At 50.3% G+C, this 23,183-nt stretch carries 22 protein-coding genes; 5 read left to right on the top strand and 17 right to left on the bottom strand.

Features of this window, described 5'->3' with window-relative positions; all coding sequences use genetic code 11:
• Window positions 1-109 precede the first annotated feature (109 nt).
• Window positions 110-700: a YcbK family protein gene (locus ACZ92H_RS20300; RefSeq protein WP_465050807.1), complete on the bottom strand. Its 591-nt coding sequence runs from the start codon at window positions 698-700 to the stop codon at window positions 110-112.
• The gene (gene rnc / locus ACZ92H_RS20295; protein ID WP_465050806.1) at window positions 697-1,365 is read right to left on the bottom strand and encodes a ribonuclease III; all 669 of its coding nucleotides are present in this window, start codon (window positions 1,363-1,365) and stop codon (window positions 697-699) included. Before rnc ends, ACZ92H_RS20300 begins: the two co-directional genes overlap by 4 nt.
• A 107-nt stretch (window positions 1,366-1,472) precedes the next feature.
• On the opposite strand from rnc, the gene ACZ92H_RS20290 reads away from it, so the two are divergent.
• Entirely contained in the window at window positions 1,473-2,183 is a 711-nt protein-coding gene (locus ACZ92H_RS20290; RefSeq protein ID WP_465050805.1) for an EAL domain-containing protein, read from the top strand.
• Here ACZ92H_RS20290 and ACZ92H_RS20285 read toward each other — a convergent pair.
• Window positions 2,166-2,720, bottom strand: coding sequence for a DsbC family protein (locus ACZ92H_RS20285; protein WP_465050804.1), 555 nt, complete (start codon window positions 2,718-2,720; stop codon window positions 2,166-2,168). The two genes, ACZ92H_RS20290 and ACZ92H_RS20285, sit on opposite strands and share 18 nt — an antisense overlap.
• Before the next feature lie 67 nt (window positions 2,721-2,787).
• Between ACZ92H_RS20285 and ACZ92H_RS20280 the strand changes: the two genes are divergently transcribed.
• From ACZ92H_RS20280 to ACZ92H_RS20270, 3 genes are all read left to right on the top strand, one after another.
• Window positions 2,788-2,970: a hypothetical protein gene (locus ACZ92H_RS20280; RefSeq protein WP_465050803.1), complete on the top strand. Its 183-nt coding sequence runs from the start codon at window positions 2,788-2,790 to the stop codon at window positions 2,968-2,970.
• Between the two features lie 869 nt (window positions 2,971-3,839).
• Window positions 3,840-4,208, top strand: a complete 369-nt coding sequence (locus ACZ92H_RS20275; protein WP_465050802.1) for a hypothetical protein — start codon at window positions 3,840-3,842, stop codon at window positions 4,206-4,208.
• An 804-nt stretch (window positions 4,209-5,012) separates the two neighbouring features.
• Window positions 5,013-5,294 carry a hypothetical protein gene (locus tag ACZ92H_RS20270; protein WP_465050801.1) on the top strand — a complete coding sequence of 94 codons (282 nt, stop codon included), beginning with the start codon at window positions 5,013-5,015 and terminating at the stop codon, window positions 5,292-5,294.
• A 225-nt stretch (window positions 5,295-5,519) separates the two neighbouring features.
• On the opposite strand, the gene ACZ92H_RS20265 is transcribed toward ACZ92H_RS20270, so the two are convergent.
• Complete coding sequence (locus ACZ92H_RS20265) at window positions 5,520-5,990, bottom strand: lytic transglycosylase domain-containing protein (RefSeq protein WP_465050800.1); 471 nt, start codon at window positions 5,988-5,990, stop codon at window positions 5,520-5,522.
• Window positions 5,991-6,185: 195 nt separating this feature from the next.
• Here ACZ92H_RS20265 and ACZ92H_RS20260 point away from each other — a divergent pair, with 195 nt between their 5' ends.
• Window positions 6,186-7,262: a CAP domain-containing protein gene (locus tag ACZ92H_RS20260; protein ID WP_465050799.1), complete on the top strand. Its 1,077-nt coding sequence runs from the start codon at window positions 6,186-6,188 to the stop codon at window positions 7,260-7,262.
• Window positions 7,263-7,920: 658 nt separating this feature from the next.
• Here ACZ92H_RS20260 and ACZ92H_RS20255 read toward each other — a convergent pair.
• The 13 genes from ACZ92H_RS20255 to ACZ92H_RS20195 all read right to left on the bottom strand — a co-directional run bounded on the left by ACZ92H_RS20255 (window position 7,921) and on the right by ACZ92H_RS20195 (window position 23,156).
• Window positions 7,921-9,462 carry a hypothetical protein gene (locus tag ACZ92H_RS20255; RefSeq protein WP_465052369.1) on the bottom strand — a complete coding sequence of 514 codons (1,542 nt, stop codon included), beginning with the start codon at window positions 9,460-9,462 and terminating at the stop codon, window positions 7,921-7,923.
• 105 nt (window positions 9,463-9,567) lie between these two features.
• Window positions 9,568-10,149 (bottom strand): type 4 pilus major pilin, encoded by a 582-nt coding sequence (locus ACZ92H_RS20250; protein ID WP_465050797.1) that lies wholly within the window; start codon window positions 10,147-10,149, stop codon window positions 9,568-9,570.
• 1 nt (window position 10,150) lies between these two features.
• Entirely contained in the window at window positions 10,151-11,359 is a 1,209-nt protein-coding gene (locus tag ACZ92H_RS20245; protein WP_465050796.1) for a type II secretion system F family protein, read from the bottom strand.
• 2 nt (window positions 11,360-11,361) lie between these two features.
• Window positions 11,362-13,191: an ATPase, T2SS/T4P/T4SS family gene (locus tag ACZ92H_RS20240; RefSeq protein WP_465050795.1), complete on the bottom strand. Its 1,830-nt coding sequence runs from the start codon at window positions 13,189-13,191 to the stop codon at window positions 11,362-11,364.
• Between the two features lie 8 nt (window positions 13,192-13,199).
• Complete coding sequence (locus ACZ92H_RS20235; protein ID WP_465050794.1) at window positions 13,200-13,886, bottom strand: NUDIX hydrolase; 687 nt, start codon at window positions 13,884-13,886, stop codon at window positions 13,200-13,202.
• Entirely contained in the window at window positions 13,876-15,168 is a 1,293-nt protein-coding gene (locus ACZ92H_RS20230; protein WP_465050792.1) for a hypothetical protein, read from the bottom strand. Before ACZ92H_RS20230 ends, ACZ92H_RS20235 begins: the two co-directional genes overlap by 11 nt.
• A gap of 13 nt (window positions 15,169-15,181) precedes the next feature.
• Window positions 15,182-16,933: a type II secretion system protein GspD gene (locus ACZ92H_RS20225; protein ID WP_465050791.1), complete on the bottom strand. Its 1,752-nt coding sequence runs from the start codon at window positions 16,931-16,933 to the stop codon at window positions 15,182-15,184.
• A gap of 16 nt (window positions 16,934-16,949) precedes the next feature.
• Window positions 16,950-17,678 carry a TcpQ domain-containing protein gene (locus ACZ92H_RS20220; protein ID WP_465050790.1) on the bottom strand — a complete coding sequence of 243 codons (729 nt, stop codon included), beginning with the start codon at window positions 17,676-17,678 and terminating at the stop codon, window positions 16,950-16,952.
• Between the two features lie 391 nt (window positions 17,679-18,069).
• Complete coding sequence (locus ACZ92H_RS20215; RefSeq protein ID WP_465050788.1) at window positions 18,070-19,482, bottom strand: TraB/TrbI/VirB10 family type IV secretion system protein; 1,413 nt, start codon at window positions 19,480-19,482, stop codon at window positions 18,070-18,072.
• Window positions 19,483-19,486: 4 nt separating this feature from the next.
• Window positions 19,487-20,317: a TrbG/VirB9 family P-type conjugative transfer protein gene (locus tag ACZ92H_RS20210; RefSeq protein ID WP_465050787.1), complete on the bottom strand. Its 831-nt coding sequence runs from the start codon at window positions 20,315-20,317 to the stop codon at window positions 19,487-19,489.
• A complete protein-coding gene (locus tag ACZ92H_RS20205; protein ID WP_465050786.1) occupies window positions 20,314-21,030 on the bottom strand; it encodes a VirB8/TrbF family protein in 717 nt (238 codons plus the stop codon). Before ACZ92H_RS20205 ends, ACZ92H_RS20210 begins: the two co-directional genes overlap by 4 nt.
• Window positions 21,031-21,149: 119 nt before the next feature.
• Window positions 21,150-22,007, bottom strand: coding sequence for an OmpA family protein (locus ACZ92H_RS20200; RefSeq protein WP_465050785.1), 858 nt, complete (start codon window positions 22,005-22,007; stop codon window positions 21,150-21,152).
• A gap of 24 nt (window positions 22,008-22,031) precedes the next feature.
• Entirely contained in the window at window positions 22,032-23,156 is a 1,125-nt protein-coding gene (locus ACZ92H_RS20195) for a type IV secretion system protein (protein ID WP_465050784.1), read from the bottom strand.
• Between the last annotated feature and the right edge of the window lie 27 nt (window positions 23,157-23,183).

Here is a 23,183-nt window from a genome sequence, read left to right as displayed (position 1 = left end):
CAGGAATTGAAGTCTGACCACTCTGAGGGACCGGTGATCCCTGCCCTTGACGGCTGGGGGCCACCAAGTTACGCAGTCCCACAGATTCAGTGTTTGAACTTTGAACGCCTCAACCAACCCAGTGCCGCACACGGCCGCGATCAAGATGCGTGAAGTTTTTACCAGGATAGTATCCAACCCCTCCTCCCGCCAGATATCGTCCGAACCGGCTCAAAGCATCGGCACTAACCCCTTCAATTCGTAAGTCCAGCGCTTGTGCTCGAGTATGCAGACTGTTGCGTACTCCGCCCTCATTGGCGTTCGTACGCGGACTCCTGTATCCGCTGTTGATAATCAACGGCTTGTCTATGCCGTTCGCACGAAGCCATCCATAAACCCCCCTGGCAATATCCAGGGTAACCAAGTCGAACTGGACCGCTTGGCCGGCCTGCACGTCTCGCAGAATCTGACATAGCTGGAGATAGCCCTCTGGAATGAGTTTTCCATCCGCCCAGTACACTACACGAATTTGTTCAGCTCTTGGCAGGCCTTTTCCCGCAGGCCGGTAAAGCCATAATTCGCGAGGCAGCGACCAAAAGTCGGATGGCTGACCGAACGCAGGCAGAGCAACGCACGCTGTCGCACCGGCCAGTTGTTGTAGGAAACGACGGCGCCCAGGGACAAGGATATCGGACTCACCAGTTGCAGGTATAAGGGTCATAGCGATGCACATTTCTTCAGCACTTTAGCCGCCGCGTCCTTTTCGGCTAATTTGCGGGTTGTGCCTTTTCCTGTCATCGTGAGATGGAACCTGGGGACGTCGCACTGCACTTCAAACGTGCGTTCGCCTGGCTCTCCCTGGCTCAGCACCGAGTAAGTCGGTACTGGGATGCCGCGAGCCTGCAAGTGTTCCTGCAGCGCTGTCTTGGAATCTTTACCTAACGAAACCTCTCCGCGCGCAAGCAGAATTTCCATGTGGTGGAGGATCACTTTCTTCGCGACATCGTGCCCGGCATCGAGCTGCACTGCAGCGAAAATCGCCTCTAGCGCATCCGAGAGAATTGAATCTTTTGATTTCTCGACTCGATGCGTCTGGTCCACCTCCAACACATCGGCGATCCCGATTCGACTGGCGATCTTGAGTAGCGACTCGTGACATACCATCGCAGCGCGAACGCGCGAAAGATCGCCCTCTGGCAAGCTAGGAAAGCGCTTATACAACATTTCGGCGACAGTGTAGTTCAGGATGGCATCGCCAAAAAACTCAAGGCGCTCATTGGATGCCCCCCCCATGCTTTTATGTCTCAAGGCCTTGAGCAACAGGCTTACGTCGTCGAAATGATGGCCTATATTGCCTTGCAATGAAAAGTGCTTCTGATCTTGCATGTTTTATTCTCCGTTAAATTCCATTCTAGGACCTTGCTGCCGGAGAAATAGTCCGAAAGGCTTGGCATTTGCCGGAACAATCGCAGCGCATCAACAAGGATCCCAATATGACCGCACGACCGATCTTTCATCACCTGGAAATACCGTCAGGTGAGGCCGCCAGTGCTACTTTCCTTTTTGAGATGCAGCCAATTCTTCAAGTGTCCGACGGGCGTGTGATGGCTTACGAATTGCTTTATAGAGGGCCGAGGCATATTGAGTGGGTAAAGGTCGACAATGCCGTGCTCAATTTTTTATCCACGCCTCAGCCCGGGTTACCGGCCGTGTTCGTCAACTTGTCGAATGAGATTCTCATTTCGCTCAATACGTGTGACCTTGCTCAGGCAGCATCTGCAAATGATGTGACCTTCGAGTTAAGCGAAGCGGTGTCTGGCTACATGGATCGCTTTGCAATCGCTGAAAAAGTGAATCGGATGATTGACGTCGGCGCACGAGTAGCGCTCGATGACTTTGGGGCCGGACGGGATGGGTTGGAGCGACTTTACTCAATTCGCAGTGCATCAGCAGTGAAGATCGACCGCGAGTTCATGCTGACATGTATGCAACGGCCCGATGCCCGCCGTATGCTGCGAATGCTGATTAATCTGTGGCGTAGTGAGGGAGTAAAGTCGATCGCCGAAGGAGTGGAAAACGAGGCAATGTTCACCTTCGCACGTGAACTGGATGTCGATCTTGTGCAAGGCTGGTTCGTTGATAGCCTGGTTGGCATGAAACTGGTGACCGAAAGCGCGGGAACTCGACTACCGAGATGCAGATAAGGCGATCCGCGCCGCGATGTCGCTGTTCGACAGCATTCCAGCTGAGACATGCCCATCTTCGTAGACGATACTTGGGGTGCTCGTAAGCCCTAATCGTTTTGCGAGCGCCAGGTTTCGCTCAATCGCGGCCGCATCGCTACACGTCACCGACTGTGTCATCAGGCCAGCGCCGATATTCTTCCATGCCCTTACCTGGTTATCCGAGCACCACACATCGATGGCCTTGAGCCGCCCTGCTTTGGTATGACCAGGAAGCAAATGCCGGTATACCGTCACGTTTTTCAGCTGGTCAAACTCGGGCTCGATCTGGCGGCAGAACTTGCAATCAGTGCTCAGGAATACGTGGATCGAACGAGAACCATCACCCTGGACTGATTTGAATGAGCCATCTGTTGTCAGTGATCTCAATGCATGCTCATCGAGCTGCGTTACGGCCGCAGGATTTGAAAACAAGTTGGCACCAATTACTGCGGCGGCGAGAAGGGTAGCGCCTGCAATCAGTGCCATCCGGGAGGGGGAGTTGAAGACTTGGGCCATGAGATTCGCAGGTACTATAGACTTGTCAATCGTACTTTACCGGTCAATTAAACAGGGCGTTAAAGCAATGCAAATTATTACCGCACTCATGAACCTGGACCAGACCGAACCTAGCCCGGCCCATCGCATCGTGGCGGGGATGGTATTTCTGGTCCTGCTCGGTACCGGATCGAGCAAGGTAGACTATGACGACCGCAGCGACTACGCGAACGCCAGTTGGCACCCATCAAATGTTAATCATGATGAATGAATTGCGCTACTCCGCAGCCTGGATATTCCATCGAGCCACGGAGATAGGCGGGATACTTGTCAGCGTAACCGCAGCGCAGTTTTACGTGACCGTATACCGCTTTTAATGTCGATTGGCAGCCGTTCGAAAACTTTGAATCGGTTTGAAAATTTGCTGAAACGTTCTTACTATTTCGTTGAGGGCAATGGCGACCGGATGTACGTCGCTCTTGGCGTAGATACTTGAGTGGGGGGCCTGTAGTTTTACATCAGGCGACGTGATATGCGTCAAAGTAGTTTGAATCTGCTGAGACTCTCGACGACCACCCTCTGCGCGAAAAGTCACTTTTTTTCACATGATTGAGTTTCAGTCTCTCGACATGGGGTGGGACAATTCTTTACCCCCCAAACACTCTCTCACGGACGATTAAAAAGATGGCCAAACGTGGCTTCGCAGTGGCATTCGTGGGTAACGACAAGCACGCCCTTCGACTGCACTGCAAATTTGAGATGGACGACGTCCACTACATGAGTGAATCTCAAAAAAAATTCTTCTGTGCTCGACACGTTGTGGTTTGAAGAGTAGTTGAAGGCCACGGCGAGAGCAACCGCTGCCGAGTTTGCCACGTGTTGCACCGGTCCCGATCTGGTTATTCGTGCCAATGCTGAGGAGAAACATCCGCTCGCGATCGGCGCCAAGGTGCGCCATGCCGAAAAGCTACTCGAGGCAGCAGCCACAATCAAACGAATTGATCCAGACTCGTTCGGATGATGTGTGGGCACTGGCGAAATGATCGATGTGGAGCATCGCCTTATTTGTCCACCCACCGTGTTGTGCGTCGCGACGCAACAATGTCGCGAGAACAAAACTAGCCGCTATGGAGCATCAGTATGTACAAGTTCACCCAAAAAACTGTTGAAAATGACAACCCGCACTACGATCCGGCATCACTGCTCAACACGGTCATGCGATTATTATGTGCAAAGAACGACAGGCAGCTGGCCACCCGCCTTGGCGTCCAGCCCCCCCAAATTTGCAAGATACGGAAACGCCGGGTACCAGTTACGCCTGCTTTGTTGATCTGTATGCATGAGGAAACAGGTCTCAGCCTGCGTGAGTTGCGCACCTTGATGGGCGACTACCGCGAGAACACAGGTCCTAGTGCAAAGCACCCTGCTAAGCCGCATATCCAACAAAAAACTAGTTGTTACTTTCCCCATGGCCAACGGATCTTGGCGCGACCGATCTCGGCCGCATAAAAAAGACGATTTGAAACGGTTTACCATGCTTCGCTCGCTGTACTCCAAAAGGCTTAAGTGTGTGATGGACACAGCGTCGAACAGCTGGATAGTAATGCCCTAAACGCAGACCGGCGGTCGATACACACCCACACGTCGGATAAGGCTGATCTGCGGCTACCTGGTAAACCTTCACAGTACGATCTGTCTCATGGTCGTTCCAAGCGCCTTCCTTAAGCGAGCGCCGTATTCGTTTCACAACTTCCATCATGCAATAACACAAGCGCGATTAAAATTGGGGAAACTGTCCCGAGTCCGGTCGCTGACATTCAGCACGCCGGCGTGCCGAAAGCAACTCGTAAAACTTTCATCCGTGATTTTGACCACTGATGTAAACTCGCACATCATCGTGAGTCAGATTGACAACGCCCCTCCTCCCAAAGGATGGCGGTACGTTGATAGCGCAAGACACATTACGCTGGAATAAAGTTCTTCGCAATTAAAGACGAATCTGCCTGCTTCTCGAGGTTTCGCCATACTGGGAAAAAATTTTCCTGGCGATGGGTGTGTAAGGGAGCAAACCCAAATTATGTCCGGGCACTGCGGCCAGTATCGCGAAGAGGTTTTTATACCGCTTTCTGCCACAAATGCCGAAATCGATCCGAATACCAGTGGCGTTAGCTCACTAGAAGCGACTGTTTTAGGGGCAGAGTCACGGTTTAATGGTGCGGCGATGCTCTCCAGCACTGAGTTAGTTTGATTAACAAATGACACTGATATCTTTGGCGCAATGGCATGCAGTTCTTGCGACGTTGTCAATTTAGCATGAAACAGGACGATGAGTATCAACATGAATCTGGCAATAGTCACTTGTCACAAGGTGCCTTGGTTGAAAAAAAGTTGGCGTACGACAAAAAATCCGTTAAAGTAGCGAAGTCGCCATGCGGCATTGTTTCTACCCCCACTGCAAAAACCTTCCTTCAGTATTGCAGCTTTACTAATATCAAGCTATTAGTGTGGCTTCAAAATAGCCCTACCCATTTCAAACAGCCGCACCGCGGCAAGGAAATGGCATGCCTCCTGCTCTTCTTAAGTGTCCGAGATTAGGACATCAAACACTCGAAACTTCCCTTCCAAGTATTATCATCGGCGACGCCGATCCCCCTGCTCAAATCTCGAAAATCGTAATACCGCGTTCAGGCGTAATAGCCTATTTGAACATACAACGTCTACCGACACCGTACTCGCTCACAAGCATCGACAAGTCCTGCATGCCTAATCGTCGTAGTTTGCACAGCAACATCCATGGCTCTTCCTCGACCATGAAGAATGTCAGGGAATCCAACCACGTGCGGTCCATTCGGATATCCGCCTACGAATCTTATTCGCATAAATGTCACGTTTTTCCGGCGTTTCACTGTGGTAAGCGCCGACAGCAATATAGTTGTTACCGTGTTTCGTTATTTTCTTTTTAAGTAGCCATGCAGCGACGTAAATCGACTTGCACGGGTCAAATAAATCGTTTGCGGCAATTCCAAACTTGGCTAATTCGGGCAGGTGCACGCTATTTGTCCCCGTCAAACCTCGATCAACTGAACGGTTGGTATTGTTATTCACGATGCCGGACCTGAAACTGGACTCCTCGGCAGCAATAGCCCTCAGGATCCATGGATTGACTTGCTGGTAGAGACCTGCGTCATCAAAACAATCAGCGTTGGCGACATCGAACGCTGCAGAAAGAAGAACAAAAAGCACTAAATTCTTCAACAATCCAAAGTTAGTCATTAGTACTATATTTTTCATCGCTTGCGTTTTCTTTCGTATTAGTCCTCTGAGGACGCTTTGTGAAGAATAATTACAATTTCCACACTTCAAATCTATGCCGTAAAAATTTTACCCATAAAATCTCTTGAATACCCTCTTCCTGATAGCTTTCACGCTTGCATCAGTGATTTCAGACGGTATTCTAAATATATATTCAACTTTTCTAGGAACAAAATGAAAGCTTTTAAAACAAACATCTTCGCTGCAGCAGTTGCAATTTTGTTGGTCGCATGTGGCGGAGGCGATAGCGGGTCCGAAGCTAACGGTTCGATCGGCGTCACGCCACCAGTAACGCCACCAGTAACGCCCCCAGTGATTCCACCGGTAGTTCCGCCAGTTACGCCGCCAGAAACGCCGGCGCCAGAGGCCTCTTCAATCCAAACCAGCGTAGTTGCAGCTACATATGCAGCCGGCACCGAGCAGAGAAATGCTTATAATTACCTGAATTCCCAGCGACTGGCTTGTGGATTTGGTTTGTTGCAGCAGGATGTGAATCTCGATATTTCGGCGCAGGGCCATGCAAATTATTTGTCTGTAAATCATTTGGTAAGCCACTACCAGGATAAAATCACATTCCCAGTCGGATTCACAGGTAGCCGACTGAATGATCGAATGATGACAGCGAATTATCCAGTAATCAGCGGCGCGGAAGTTATTTCCACCCCGTATCCATATGCCTTCTACAGTTCATATGGGTCTACACTTGGACAGTCATCTGTGATGGACCTATTTACAAATCCATATCATGGAAACGGAATATTGGACGGTGAGCGTGATATAGGCATCGGCTTCGAAAATATTAATGAGTATTCGCGTATTGTAATCAATACCGGTTCTACCTCGAATCGCACGCCTCAACAAATTTCAAGAGATAAAGTTATTACCTATCCATGTTCAGGAACAACCGACGTATTGACAAAAAGTTATACGGATGAAATCCCTTCTCCCATCGCTGGACGCAATCTTATTGGCAATCCAATCGGTCATCCTATTTATGTGAAGGTACGCGATGGAAATAAGTTAATTCTAAGCGGGTACATACTGCGCAAGACTGGAACTGAGATTGATATTCCATTACAAATACTCACAAAGGAGAACGATCAGAACAGAACTATTAAAGTGGACTCTGTGGCAATTTTAATGCCATTGGTGCCATTGCAAAAAAACTCTTCCTACGATTTCAAATCGACTGGAACGAACAACGACAATAGTATCTCAATTTCCTTCACATTCAACACCGGCAATTATTAATTTCAACACAACAATATAAATTCAACAAACACTGAGAAGATTTATACTATGATATTTATCGACTTTCAGTAAATAAAATGCCCAAGATAAACACTTGGGCATTTCTTAATTTTTATTTCCTTTTATTTATGAAAATATCACAAAAAAAATCTAGATTTTTAGGCAGGAATAGGTGAACGTTGTCGATGTTGAATTTGTGCTACCCTCTTGCCCATTGTTAATGCTAGCCTGACTAATTAAATAAGTTGCATAATCTGCAGGGCAATTAGATAATATTTTTCTTCCGTATGCATCGGAAGATATGGTTATAATTTTGAACCCTTGGCAGCTAGATTCCAGCCGTGTCGTTGTTGACCCAACACCATTTGCACCGCCGGAACTCAAAGTGTCAATCAATTTAACCAAGCCACACATTGTACCTTGCGGAACAGATCCTGACGAACCGGTCGATCCGGTGGGTCCAACTGGTCCTGCAGGACCTGCCGGGCCAGGAATGGCTGGTGGAAGCGCTGCCTCAACGCGATTACTGACCCCGATCAATCTATCTGTGCCGGTAGAATCCACTGCCTGAGCACCGCCGTTTATCGGCACCGCAATAATTGATAAGGTGCTAAAAATGACTAATATATTTTTTTGATACATATTTATGACTTTCGAGTTATAAGTAATAGCAATAAGTCTGAGCGATCATGATGCCTTGTACTGGCTTGCCAATACCATCTTGAACATACACGTTCCAAGGCCCTGATCCAGTTGCGAAATGATTGATATAGCCAATTTGTTCTTCGCTTTTCGGGATAAGATAAATTTTCGGAACACCGTTTGCTAAACAACTTGGTGCCTGAACGAAAGCCCCCTGGCTTGTTTCCGAGACGGTCACCATTGTTGCTGCCTGAAAGGCAAATTTACCCATACGCCCTACCAGATCCACCCAAATCCCACCCTGACATATAAGCGAGGATCCGGCTGACGTTTGAGATATCGCAGTTTCAGGGCTGCAACTCGATCCAACGACAGATGTTTTTGTGAAGTTGGTGAGTGGAACAAAAATCCCTGACTGACAAACCAATGTCTCTTGATTTGCGGAATTAACTGCTATTCCACCTTCAACTGAGCAAGCAGCTCCACGATTACTTGTAACGAGTGCAGGATTCCGCCAGCTTCCTCCGCGGCAAACCAGTAAGCCGGCCGCAGTATTAGTAGGTTGCGTATTAGCAATGTCATTTTCCATTGAGCAAGCGCCGCCTGGAGCAGCTTGGACCGCCGAATTCAAGAGAGAACCGGATACTCGGCCGGTCGTGCCGTCGAGTTGTGCGTTGGTGATTCCGCTATTGTCTGTCACACCGATTGCAGCGGAGTTTGGGTCGAGGAAGGCGCGTACCAAGCAGTTGGATGCACGGGTAAGGATCTCCCCATTTTTTTGCATTGCTGCGCGGAGACACGTTTCGACGTCCGTGGCACCGACGGATTCGCGCGAGGTAATCTCTTTGCCAAAAGTACCTTTTCCAGCAACGGAAAGTTCACCGCGTAGGCTGGGATCGCGGTTGTCGTTGATACGTACGAACTGGCTAAGCCCTGAAGCACCGTAGCCAAAGCGTGCGACGACGACACCTGCTGGATTGCCCGGCAGGGGATTTACAGTGGAGCCCGAGCCACCTAAATAAGTGATCCTGGATGTATCTGGCAAGATAGAAAAGCCGGCGTTGACGCCAATTTTATCTGTCATAGCAGATATGGCAGGACCATCAGCCTCATTGGTGCCTGCCGATTGGATCGGTCTATCGATATATACCCGACCGCCTACATCGCACTGCTCGCCTGCACCGGCCAACCAGCATCCATCCGGCGTACGTTCGACTTCAAACCTGAACTTGCCAGGTGCTTGTCCATTGCTGAAAAATGAGTCTTCCGAGAATCCATTCTGCAAGTAGCCAAGCTTGATGAGGTTTTCAATGCTCGGCTGCATTGTCTGACCGGCCATGCCACCGGCGCTCACGGTGTAACCGTTCCTGGTGATTGCGCCACCTTGCTGAAGTGCTAGATAATTCTCTTGCGCATAAATTTCACCAGCATTTCGGGCGATTGCTAAAGCCCCGCCCTGCGACGATGCAAAATTTAATTTGTTCGCAATCGCCGCAGACTTGATAGCCCCCGTGGTTACTAAAGCTGTAACAATCAAGGCGAGCATCACATCAATCATCGCGAAGCCATCCTGCTTCCTTCGGCGATACAAATCAGTTCGAATCATAATGGGTTTCGCTGGGACAGAGCCAGACAGGCTGCACGCCTGCCTGCCCCAAGTTGATTAGGTGCCGGAACGGCCAATGGACCAGGTAACAGTCACATCTGAAGCTGCTTCACATGCTGTGGCAAGCGCGGCGACATCCAGCGTCGCGTCCGCTGCCTTGACGGTCGAGGAGCCGACTGTAATTCGACGGGCGACCGATTGCGTCGCTGACACGATGTCGTAGCACTGAGCGGATGAAACCTTCGTGGCCGCCAGGCTTGCCACGTCGTTATTGGCGGTAATCGTGCCGGGAGCAACTGTCAAGGTACCGCCCCACAGGTTCGATGCCGTGTCGGCGGTGCCATCGCGAAGATTTCGTGGGAAGGCGCCAGACTTTACCGCGATTGCGGTGGTCAACGAGCCGTATAAGTTATTCTGTCCAAAATTCTTTTGGAGTGCGCCAGCGATGGTAGTGACCGTACTGGCAAAAGCGCTGTTTTGCTCATTACGAGTGGAATCACGGTAATTCATGAAAACCTTGCCGAGAATAATTGCGACCACGATTAAGGCGACGACCAGAGAGAGCATGAAATCACCGGCTTGGCGGCGGCGATTACGGATCCCTCCCTTGTTTGATACATTGTGAAAATCTACGATCATATTAACCTTTCATTTTTTGAATTGGACTGACGATATTTGAGACAGGCAACTTATGTGATTTTTTTTCCATCTCCCTCTGAATTTGACGCACTGGATTCATTTCCATTTGCATCGAACTACTTATATTCATCAGCCCGACATATAAAAACACTACGATGCTGACGAAAATACCGACAAAAGTAAAATTCATTACCGCTGCATTTTTTGTTACTTGGTCACGTGCTTCCCGGTTTCCCTTCGTGCCGATTTCGATAATCACATCACTAAAACTTGGAGAATTCCTAATGGAGCTTCCCATTTTTGCCAAGAGCCGTTGTGATATAAGCCCCCTGGAAAATGCCTCAACATATTCCGTGGGCTTTGCATTCAAATGATTCAAAATACGCCGAATATGGGACTTCAAATATGGAGAAGAGTTTTCCAAAATTGCTTCGAGCGATTCTTTCAAATTTCTACCAGTGCCCAACCAGACAGCCAGGGCCGACAAAACCAGCCCCGCTTGAAAGTCTCGATACATTGCTAATGGCAACATCCAGGGTGCTATTGGAGTTAACCATATTGCAAGCGTTGGATTACATCGCTCCATCTTTAAACGAAGTGAGCTTCTCCACTTTGGAAGTTGTAAAACAAAGAACAATACAAGCAACATTGCTACGACGCAGATCAAAACGCCATAGTTATTGATGACGTTTGCGACAATCCGGACTGCGTCGTTGAATGGGGTCCATACCTCAGCAGGCGCTGTCTTCTCGATAGCTGGGATGGCCTCAGTACTGATCATGTACGCGAGGGCAGCCGCGCCAGCGAGATACAGAGACGGTTTTGTTACTGCAATGAAAATCGCTTTTTTAGCAACCATTTGGTCATCAATTGCATTTGCCAAAACTTCCAGAGTTGCGGGTTGGTCTCTCGAGCGATCAACTGCGCCGAGCATCAATTTGTCGCTGCTCGGCATGATTGCACCGATCGTCGCCGTAATCGAGTGCTCCCGGCCTATGCTTAACTGCCGGAGCGCACCCCGCATAGCATGTGCCTTTGAGGTTGAGCCTGTTGCTGGGTTAGTTGCTACGACAAGTTCGGCCTCTACGAATTGCCGTATTGGCTCAGTTTTTCGAATAGACTTTGCAAGCTCTCTATAAAACTCACTTCTATTCAAGTGAAATTCAAATAACTGAAATTGTTTATGACTATTTCTAAAAAAATTGAACATCTCTAAATTCCCGGTATTGCAAATTTTGTGAATGAGCCAAAGCGAGAGACATAACGTGGATCGATCTGGCCCTGGAGTGCTTTGAATAACGCATGCTCAAATACGGTTTTACCGTGCATGTTTTCCGTATCAACGCGCCCGTCCGAAAATGATCGAAAATGCCTGGCGGCCTCTATGTCGCGGCTGTCACGGGTAAGTTCAAGCCATTGTTCATCTGGGATCATCATTTCAGCTACCACGGTTTGCCCCTTAATTCCCCGTTGCTTGCATTCTGGACAGCCACCTTGCCGACGCACGAAAAATTTATTGCGGGCGAGTCCAAAGCGCTTTTCCAATATGGATAAATCCGAATAAATCCGCTTCTGAATCATATGAGAACCGGAACGCACTTCTCCCAAGTGATGTGCGTGGAAAGTCTCATGAACATCGTCTACGGGTATCCTGCAATGCACGCATAGAACCGGCACCAGCGCTTGATATGAGAGCAATCCAAGCACGTTGGGGGCGGTCAAAACACTGCGCTTTAATCCTATGCTTTCGTCCGTTAATCGAGGAACAATGCCAGATATGAACTGCGCGTGGAGCGTGCCCATGGCCATGTGCCCCGTAAACACGATCTCTTGAGCGGCCGCACCGCTGGATCGATCCCGGATTTCTCCAATAAATGCGGCGTCCAAGTCTCCACGCAGCAGATCCATGACAATGCCGTCGAACTCACGCTCACTTGCTGCGCGGTCCTGCAAATTGCGCTGGAAACTGATCTGATGAACTCCCTTAAGTATCAACTCGATCGGATCTTCGATGGCGTAGAACGCTTGTGTACCATTGCCAGGATGGCTGTCCCAAAAAGTTTGAGCAGTCGTCGTTTTTCCTGAGCCAGTAATGCCCGCGAGGATATTGATCCTGGGCGGACCGTAAGGGACTTCAGAAAAGAGTTCGATATGGTCTGGGGAATATCCCAGTTGTTGGTACGTCCGGGGCGGTGCATCATTATCCGTATGCAACAGGCGACATACGATCTTCGGGCCGCTTGGGCTGCGAAATGACTGATAGCGCATCGCGATTTTTTTCCCATCGACGACACGGCTTTTAATCATGGCGCTCGCGTTTACGTCATCTTGAAATTGGGACTCAGTGTTGGATCCACTTTGTACATTATTCGTGTAAGCCCAACTCACTGCTGCGCGCAATTGTGTAGCTGTAAATACACCACGGTCTCTGCCAGGCAGCGGCTCCAGCTCTCCGTCTACCCGTATCAAGACCGTACCGCGCTCATTTTCGCAAACTTGATGGATGTCTGATGCGCCAGCTCGAATGGCTAGATCACCGATCAATTCCCACAGGGCCTTGCCCTCCGATGCAGCGGATGTATCAATTGAGCCACGTGCCAAAGCACGGCTTTGGTAATCTTCGACCAATGACCTGATGACACCTGCAGCACACGGAGTTTCGCCCGGTTCGATGTCGAATCCATGACTGGCCAACCTGGTGCGCAAGTTGGTGAGAGTCGCATTCAAGTTTCCGCTAAATTCCGGGTCGACAAGGATCTTCGCCGTGTTCTTACTCGTGGCGATGGCAGCGACCGCATGCTCATGGTTCTTAGGGATTTTGAACTGACCAAGCTGATCTCCTCCACTGATCAACTCGATTTTTTCGCCCCCAAGTTGATCCAGGTGTTCAATCGTCGAGCGCCGGTCTGCCTGATGTGAATCAGACCTGTCTGTTTCCCACTGCCCATGATTAATCCGTCTGCCTTGTCCACTGGCATGCGTCAGCGCACGAGTACTGACAACGTGTTCTGTGGTCTTTGAGCTGCCAAAAAGAGTTAGCATTTGTGAGCCTACTTCAGTGATTGACCAATAGTCATGGTTCGGGTAATCGAATTTTTTGCCTTGCGTTTTTTTACAGCTTTGCCCGAATATTTTTTTGTTGGCAATTCCAGGAAGACATTTCCATTTACAATTTGTTTGATGCGCCACTGCTGGATGGTGTTGCCGGCTTCTAGTGCTAACAATTCACCATCGGGCATTCTGAAACCAACTTTTTCCGCGCCAACAGTACCTGCGATATATTCGATCTTCGGGTACTGTCTGGGTGCCTTGTACGGCTTAACAAAGTCCACAGCCGGCAATGGCGTTTGCGGAACCGGACTCATCAACCCCAATTTTTGAGCAGTTTCAGCGGCCAGCTGTACCCGTTGTGCTTCAGCGACCTGTTTGATCGACAATGCCCCGGTTGGTGTAATCAGTTCTTGGGCGCCAGTCTTGGGAACGCTGACTGGGTTTCCTGTTGTGTTTGGTGCCGCGCCAGATCGGCCAGGTTCCGCCTTGGATGCTGCTGTAGCCGTCACTGCATCATTTTTTGTTGGCTCCACCTTGACGGCTGTCGCCGGCGCCGCCGGCACTGGGATGGCTTTTGTTGCTTGAGAGACGACATTGCTGTTGGTCGATGGCATAGGCATTTGCTGCGCAGAGCCTGCTGTGACTATGCCCATAAGCACCAAAGTTGAAAGCAATTTAGCGAACATAAGATGTACCTTTTAACGTTATTGTGAGTTGGTCAGCTTTGCCGCCGGGTGTAAATGAAATGGAGAAGCTCTGCCACCACACGGCCGCAGGAGTGCTGTCAATCAGATCTTGAACGAACGGGTACCGCGCAGTAACAGAGACAGGGCGAGCGAGCGCAGATGATGCCCGCGGGAGTAACGATGCATTGCCGCTTGGCGGGGTAGGCCAAACAGCAAATTCCTTTGATTGTTCCTGGACCAAAAGTCCAGCATTACGCCAGACCTGATAGACGTTGCGGCTGTCGGCCTTCGCGCTCTCCTCGATGTCGAGATGTGATATGGAGGTGTGCCCGGTTGGCTTGAGTCGCGAAGTCCAAGCAAAAATCGAAACTTCCTCGGAACTCTCTTCCTGCAGATATGTTTCTTGCGGACGTGCGGCAATAATTGACTTCGTTGTACCGCCCTTTCGATCCCAGGTCGAAGTACATCGAGCCATATCACAGTCGATTTGACGAAGAAGCCAGCCATCCTGCCAGACAGCATAATGTTCCAGCTGTAGCAAAGTAAGTTTTATCGATGTCCGGTCAAATCCTAAATTGCCGATGCTGGCTTCCAATACAGTGCGGTATGAAGGCAGTGGATCTTCAGCCGCCAGAGTGGCTTGCGTAGCCGCCAATTTGGCATCTACCTGCAGTTGTTGATAATGATGAAATCCACCGCCAACAACGGCACAGGCAACCAGCAGCACCGCGATAACCGACTTCTTAAATGGAATTTTTCTCAGACGTGTTGATTTGGTGGCTGCTGCCCACAAATCACCTTCACTGATCAGTTCTGCAAACGGATGCACACTGGTATCGTTGCTATAGATAGCGTGGCCACGTGCGTTGAAAAGCCCTGCAACGACTTTTTCAAGGAAGTCCCCGACGCTCTCGATAGGCATTAGCTGGTCGACGACCGGCAACCCATTTTGCACAACTACCATAGTCGCGGTCTTTTCGAAGCACCATGCCAGAACCATATTGGCATTTTCTGCATGAGAGCGTGCAAAAAGGGCGCCGAGCGCATGCTGTTCGCTGCCGACGGATTCATCCAATTCGCTAATACTCGTCGTGCCGACGGTAGCGTGCAAGGCACCATCTACGTTCGCCACATGCACGATAAGGCGATCGGCGCCGTGTGCTGTAGCATAAGCGCGCACCTCTGGCGTGATGCCATTCTTGGAATGATAATGGCCAAGTACATTCCATTCCAAGCCAGCAATAACCGCGCGTTTTTTGTTTTTGAAAATTACTTGTGTCATGTTAGGTGCAGTCTTAGAGGATGACTGGGCGAACGAAAATCACGAAGTTTTCCCGTTGCATCTCGATTTTTCGGCTCCCCCCCCAACCAATCGATGCCCCCTCCGCTAGCGATCGCTGATCAGTGGTTGTCACCAATCGCGAGAGGCCAGAGATTGCAATAACCTCGCCCGGTTTCAGCGCGACGGTATATTGGTCGTTGACACTGGTGACGCGAGGAGTCTGTACCTTCTGGATGGTCAGGCCACTGCCGACAGTCACATCGAACAGTCCCAACAAATCGGACAGCGAAACGCCAAACTTCAACAGGACAGTGTTGTTGTCGAGAATTTGAGGGAGCGCAACGTATTGATCGCCGGTGGTAATCTTGTCTGTTTTCAGACCAGGCGCACCGACTCCCGTCGAACTAGCGGGACCTGGCGTCGTTTCAGCCAAGTACCCTTCTGTCGACAATCGGGATTTCTTCGCCCAGGTTCGATTCAACGCAAGCAACGATACTGGCCGGTATTGAACGCTGGTGCCATATTGCTTGAGCAAATTCACGATTACCGATGAATTGCCGAACCGCGCACTGGTATTCGAATTGTTGCCATCGCCAGTATTAAGAATGTTGAGGCCCACACTTCCGCTCGTGGCGCCCGTCAAGGTTGACGGGGAAGTGATGTTTGCGCCGTAGATTCCGGAAAGAGTATTGAACACAGCCGACCAGTTCAGTCCACGCTCGTCGCTGTCGGCGGTTCGGACAGAATAGATGTCAAACTGGATCTGCGCCTGGCGAAGCATGGAGGTATTTTCGGACTTAAGGAAGTCGCGGACCTGGCCTTGCATCTCACGCGACGTTTTTACTACCATCCGACCACTTCCTTCGGAGCGGGTGACAGTGGAGCCAGGAACAGATTGAATCATCTGCTTCACCGCAGCAAGAATGGATTCAACCGCATCAAGTTCCTTGTCACTTTCTTTTACCTCGAGCTGCGTTGACGCCGATTGCGATGCGCCCGCTCCAGAAGTACCGGACGTACCAGTGGACGCGCCACCTGTCGTCATGGAATAACTTGTCTTCCCGGTGAACGCCGCGACTTCGTGAAACTCGGTCACGTACTTCATGATCACCACCGTGTTATCCCTGAATTCCCATGCCAGGCCAAGGCGATCGGTCAGGTGGTTCAGGAATCCGACAAGAGTGCCGTTCCATTTCATTTCAAGTGAATCAACCATTACCTGCGGCCCCATCGTTGCTGCTGGTTGAAAGCTGCTGGGGATCATCGGCAATGGGCTTGGTGGCAGCGCTTGCGGATTAAACGATACGGGCGCCACAGGACGCGGCACACTTCCATCGTCGCTACGGCCCCAGCTTTCGAGGGCGTCCGGCTGGATGCGAACGGCCACACCCGTCAATTCGGTGAGGCGTTTTCCTACCGTGCTGAGCGATACGAAGCGGTTTTCTTTCTTGTCATTGAATTCAAGCCAGTATTTCGTTTTGAAGACTGAGGGCAACTTGTCATCATTTGTGACGGGTACCATTTGGGATCCCAGCCACGCCTTTTTTGAACGGCGCAAGACTGGCATATTGGCCTGTTCGGCGGCGAGTTTGTTCGCGTACTCGGCTGATCCGCGCGTTGCAGAGCTTGCCGTGGCTGCAACGCTACCAGTTCCCATTGTTGCCTTGGTCAAAGCGTTGCTGACCTCATCTGTTGCAGCGCGTTGCAGCTGGGGTGAAGTACATGCTGTCAGCACAAGGGCAGCAAGTGGAATGATCTTCTTCATGATTATCTTTATCGAGTTAGTCGGGGCATTCTTGCGATTGCTCGCCTTGACGCGTGATGCGAATTAATGGTGGCGTGTTCGCATAGACACATGCTTCGAGTGGGTAGGAACCGAAGCGGATGCCTGGTGTCATTAATGCAGCCTTGACTGCGTCCACGAACGACCCTGAGAAGGTCGAAGTACTGTCAATGAGCAAATGCTTGTTCGCATCCCATTGAACACGCCAGCCGGCGGACTTTGCCCATCGATCAAATGTCGCGGCCAGGCGAACATCGCCAGGTAGTACCACCCAATCTTGAATGGTTGCTGTGTCGCTCTGTGCAATGTCGTCGTCAGAAATATATGGAGTGCCGTCAGTCGTCCGACCGGATTCTTGCGTCCGCTTCAGCCGGCCTTCAAGCTGATTTATTTTCGCCAGGATGGCGGCATTGGGCAAACTGGCGCTCGGCGGCAAAGGTGCGACAGCAGCTTTGCTCCCGCGGATCAGCGTTGTCGCACGGCCATTCATTTGAATCTTAATTTCATGCGGTTCGCCCGTCAGTACGTAGGAGTCACCGTCCGCAGTTGCGCCAAGGACAACAAGTCCAGGGACAGCATCGATGAAAGTATTTTTACCGTCGCTATACGTGCGGAACTGTTGATTGATTGTTTTATCTGCAATGTAATAATTGCTATCAGTTGCAGCGTGAGCAGCAATCGACGTCAACATTAGTGCAACCGCAGTGAAGGCGTAAATTGGTTTCATGTGAGTAGATGATTTCCTGGTAGATGGTCGAGCCGTATGCTGGATTTTGAGTCAAGGATGTGCAGGCACTTGAATAAGAGATACTTTTAAATCGACATGATTTAGCAATGCAATTTGATGGAATGAAACCTGGCGTATGACGAAAAGCCCGCCCATCATCGGTCAATGCTTGTTCAGGTGTGACTTTGATGTTCTGCCAAGCGACATGCATTTTCGAAGGAATGCATTTTGTTGTTCCTAGCAGAATCTCAGCATCAACAGCCTTCCTAGAAATCGCAAAAATCCTCTGTTGAGCTACAAAACCAGGGCTCAGTTTTTGCAATTTATGGAAAGCAAACTATTAACAATCAATGGTTTAGATGACTTTTCGGATGGACTCAGTGTCCAGCAGTTATGGCTGGTAGGGCACCATTGCCATGTCCTGGGCTACCATGAAGAGGAACTCCTCCCCCTCCTGCAGGCTAAGCGTAGGAGGAATTTGTCTATTCCTTTCAAGAAGCGACTTGAGTACGTCGTTAAATGAAGTGGCAAATATTGAACCAGCCGTGCCTGCACTGGCATTGCCATTCATGCTTTGCAAGGTGCTTACCGTCGTGTCTGTACTTGGAAGAAGAAGCGTTGAGGCACCCAGAACAAGGCTGGTACCGAACATCTTCATAAAATGATTGTTTACGTTTGCTTTTATGCCTGACATCCCCGCCATATCAGCTGCGCTGGCGCCAGAAAGCGAGATCCAGTTTCCATTTGGCAATATAAGCCTGTTCATTGCCATGAGCAGACGTTCCTGGCCCACCACGACCTGGCTGCTGTAAACACCGATGAGCTGACTTCCTTTAGGTATGACCACGTATCGTTGCTTACTGTCGTAGACATCCGAAGTGACACGGGCCAACACCCTCCCGGGAAGATCGCTGTTGACTCGCGTGAGTAATACCGAACGAATAACATGTCCTTCGCTCACGATGGTTGGTGCTTGTGGTGACATCTGGCGTGTAAGACTCGGACTTGAGTTTGACGCTGCTGCGTTTGTCGTGAGGAAGTCGTCATTCGCGCTCTTGCTCCGGACCGGTTCCTTTTGTCCCATCGCAACCATAAGACTATCCTGCATTGCCTTTTGCGCGCGGAGAGCATCTGATTTTTCAGCATCTGCAATATCGCCTTGCAGACCTGCGAGGGCGGCTGGTTTCGTATGCTCGACGCTGCCGGACTGGCCGATGAGCTTTACCTTAGTAACTTCAATTGCTGAAGCCCGGATTTCCTCTTGACGTGCAACGGCTGCCGCATATGCCTGCGCCGCTTTGTCGTTCTGCTCCCCAGCAGGTTGAGGCACCGGCGCACCAGTTGCTACACCTTTATTGAGTGAATGCGAGGAAGCGGGATCATAGCTGCCAGCAGCAGATGGGGCGCCATCGGAAGTAGCTTGAGCATTGGCCACTGAAGTTTTAGCTGGCATTGAGCCAGGCATTACCGGCACCGTGACTGGCGGTTTCTTAGCCGCTTCATCCTTCAAGCCTCTCATCATCGCCACGGTTTCATCTGCTTGCCGAGCTGTATCGACTTCAACAGGCGCTGGAGCTGCACGAAGTGCTTGCTGCTTATTGTCTGGCACAAAAAGCCAAACGCAGAGGCCGAGCGCCATTAGAGGCATTGACCACTTTGTGGCCGTTTTAAGGAGCGTGCGCGGCGGTGAACCTGCTGAGACGTCGCTTGTTGACTCAACATGATCAGAGGGTACTGCCATGTCTGGTTCAAGCCGATCCTCTGGCTCAATCGCCGGGAGGCTTGCAAACGGATCTTTCGCCATGATGTTAAAGTCCCCGCTTTGTGTCGTACTGGCCGCGCTTTATGACCTTTACTTCTGCACTGCCGAGTTTTAGCAGCAGTTTGGTGGCTACACGCTCGACAACGATCATGTTCGCCTTAACTTGATAATTAATTAAGGACGGATTATCGTCATCATCAAGCAGGAATATAGCTGGACTGTCTTGAGTGTTCGGCATGACCAGGAAAGTGAATTTGCCGTTTGTGTATACAGCGGAAGGCTTGAACCTGCCGTCGCCTTCAATTTTGAAACCAAAATCAAGCGTGGCCGGATCAATGTCGGTTGCCACAACTTGGCCGGCCAGTCGGTTCTTTTCAGCGTCGACCACTGCGGTTTCTGTTTCCTTGCGCAGCTTCACCTCGAGTTCGCGGTCGGGATACAAAAAACTGACTTTTTGAAACACCGGAGCGCTAGCGGATTTCCCCGCTATCAGTTGAAACTGATATGTCCGTTTGTTCGTGACGATCGTAAGAGAGGTTTCCAGATCGAAGCGCAATGGTTTGATAAAGAGATGGCGTGGGCCGCCAGTGACTATCCACTGTGCTTGGTCACCAATGGCAGGCGTTTCGTTAACGCCTTCGTCTTCGCCGAGTTCAAGGTGTGTGGTCAGATTCGGCACTGACATGATGCGAAAAATTACGTCCGGTGAATACGTATAGCGAACGATCCGGTTTTCTTTCGGCACTGGAATAGCTTGTGCCGCGATGTCAGCCGACATGTCTTTCGATGCGGGTATACCCTTTTTCGTTGCAGGCGCTGCATGCGTAAAGACAGGGATCATCAACGCCATACAAGCGGCTATCTTGTTGAGTTTCATTTTGAAACGGATTCCTCGGTGATGTTGATGTTGGTAATGAAAAGGCCGGCTGGATTTTTCATTACTTCCGCGCGGGTCGTTGGCTTCACGCGCGTGAAGGAGACAGTCATCGCATATGTCACGATCATCGGGATCGATTCCGGTGTGAGGCGGGTAATTGTCCGGAAACGGAGCAACGCGACATCGTCTTTAATGAAATTGAGCGTGGTAAAGTCGTACGTCCGGCTGTATTGAGGGTAATCCCGAAGTGAAACAAGCGGGTTGTCCTTGCGGCGCATTTCCGAAAGTTGAGCCTTTGCCGAACCAATTACCAAGCCGCCAGCTTCCGTCAACGTGCCATCGATAGTTGCGCGGTTTACATCGAATACGCTGTTAGCCCACTTATTAAGAAAGTAGGCAATCGAATCGCTGTCAGGAGCCCAGTTACCAACGGCTGTCCCGTCGGCCACAAGGCGCCCCCCGTCTACCTTATTGACCTGGTACGTCTCCACGCTTTTCATTGGCAGGAAAATATTCCAGGCGATGCCGTTGACGACATGGCCTGCAGCGAGCACAACAGCAATTAAGAACATGCGGTTTCGCTCAAGCGTTGGGCGAGCTCCACGCTCAAAGTATTCAACCTCGGTATCTTTGGCCAATGGACCAGGTGCGAAATCAGGAGGCAAGCCACCAGACGATGTCTGCTTGGTAGGGGTTTTAGACTGAATTTTCATGCAGCCATTTTCTCTAATGTTTCCAATAAACAAGTGATGATTGGTTGTGAGAAATTGATGCGATTCGAACAAAAAAAACCCGCCGAAGCGGGTTGGGAATATGTACCACGAGACAGGCTTTATGTGCCCCCTATTTCGACCCTACGGTTAGCGGCACGACCGGCAGCGGTTCGGTTCTCAGCAATAAAATTTCCAGCCCCGTCAAATTCGACCACAATTTTGGCTGCGGCAACGCCCATCGATACGAGGTAGCGCTTGGCCGCTTCGGCTCGGGCCTTGGCAAGCGCCTTGCTCCCAGCGGTCGGGGAATCACTATCTGTAAAGCCACGTACCGAAATATTTTTAGCGCTCTGAGAAAGTGCTTCCAGTTGCATTCGTTGGCCCTGAGCTGGATTGAACTGGCGACTATTGTTGGAGAACGGAACAATTACAACGCTTGGATCAGGAGAAGTGTCCCGGTCTTCGGCGGCAACGGGAGGAGCGATAGGCGCCGCATCAATAGCTCCTGTGCCCGCAAGCATAGCTTTAAGATCCGCAAGCTCTTTCCGTATACGAGTAATCTCAGCCACGATTGCCGCGTCGGAATCCACTGGATCTGGCTGCTTAAATGAGGCATCCGCTGCGACGGCTCTCGGCTGCTCCACTTGGGCAGCAGCGTTGCGTATTACGCGCGAAGCCGCTATCGAAGTCGAAACGGTGAAGAACGGATGCATCCCTGCCAAGACGACGTTTTCACCAACCACCTTGAACGCAATGGGCTTGTTTTTTCCATCCAGGAACTGCGTAGTTTTCGGGTTTAGGTCTCGAACCTGAACGACGGTATTTCCGCTTAGATCAAAGACCTGCACAATCCCGTTCGCTTTCCCATTATCAACTGCGTAGTTAAACCCGATCGCGGTCGAAGAGGCTGAGGTGTAGCACCCCGTCAGCACGGCAACCATGACGAAAGGCAGGAGAGAAAGTTTTAAATTTTTCATATTCATTGATGTGCGTATTAGCCCTTATTTCTTGTTGCCACCTGCCCACTTTGCGAACTTAATGCCTTGTTTTACTCCACTGACGCCACCTTTCAGCGTATTGGCTACCGCTTTTCCAGTTCCCTTAGCACCTTTCGACACAGCGTCCTTCATTCCAGCACCACTACTCTTTGCTACACCGACATGGCCGGGGAACAGTGCGTTTGTAATGGATGGGGCTTGGCTGACCATACTATTGATTGTAAGAAGCAAAATCGCAACGATCACCAGGCCAACAGCTGTCCCCTGGCCAGTGTTTTGAGACACACCAACCGTTTGCATCAACTTGTAGGCAATCGTGAAAATAACGTTGATTACTCCCTGGAGGCCAGCGGATATGACAAGAAATTGCACCCATTTCGTGAAATAGTCCCGAGTCCATGGTGTAACAAGTCCTGCGATCATGACTGGACCGAAAGCCACGCCGACAGAAAAAAGAAATGGACCAATTAACAACAAGCCAAGTGCTTCCGCAATGCCTGTTAGGAGGATAACGACAATCGCAAGGCAGAATAATACGATTATGAGCAAATCGACAATTTGGACCATGAACTTAGACGGTTGGGTCACTAAATTCGCGAACTTAAGGTTTTCACCAAAGGCACTTTTAATCGCTGCAGAAATATGCGCGAAGACCGAACCGTATACGTCGAGGATTCCATCGAATGGTGTCGATGCGCTGGGCCCATCTGAACCGAGTGTACGAAAAACATCAAGGACGCCCTCAAACTTGGGAAGCAGAGTTGGGTAGGCCGTGATGAAAGCAGCAGCAAACACACATGGAATACCAACATCAAAAATTACTACAAGCATGGATTTAGTTTTTCCACTGAGAAATTGCATCACTTCATAAAGAAGATATATAAGACCCAGACTGCCTGCAATCACTAATGCAGTTGGGTTCAGCTTCGTGGCAATGCTATAGCCTGTGGTTTTCATGGTTGCGGTGAGATTGGATCCCGCCTTTCTCCCAACTTCACGAACAGCACCATCCATGCTGTCAAAAAATCCGCCGGCGTCGGATTTCTTGGCCGGTTCAGCCGCACTGACCCCATGCGTCGCCATCAGCGCGAATAAGAGTGCGGCGACAAAGAATTTCAAAATATTCATTCAAGGTATCAGTCTGGAGTTAATCGA

This window comes from Janthinobacterium foliorum (assembly GCF_978021625.1).
Note: the sequence above shows the minus strand (reverse complement) of the source record. Positions and strands in the feature narration are given on the sequence as shown.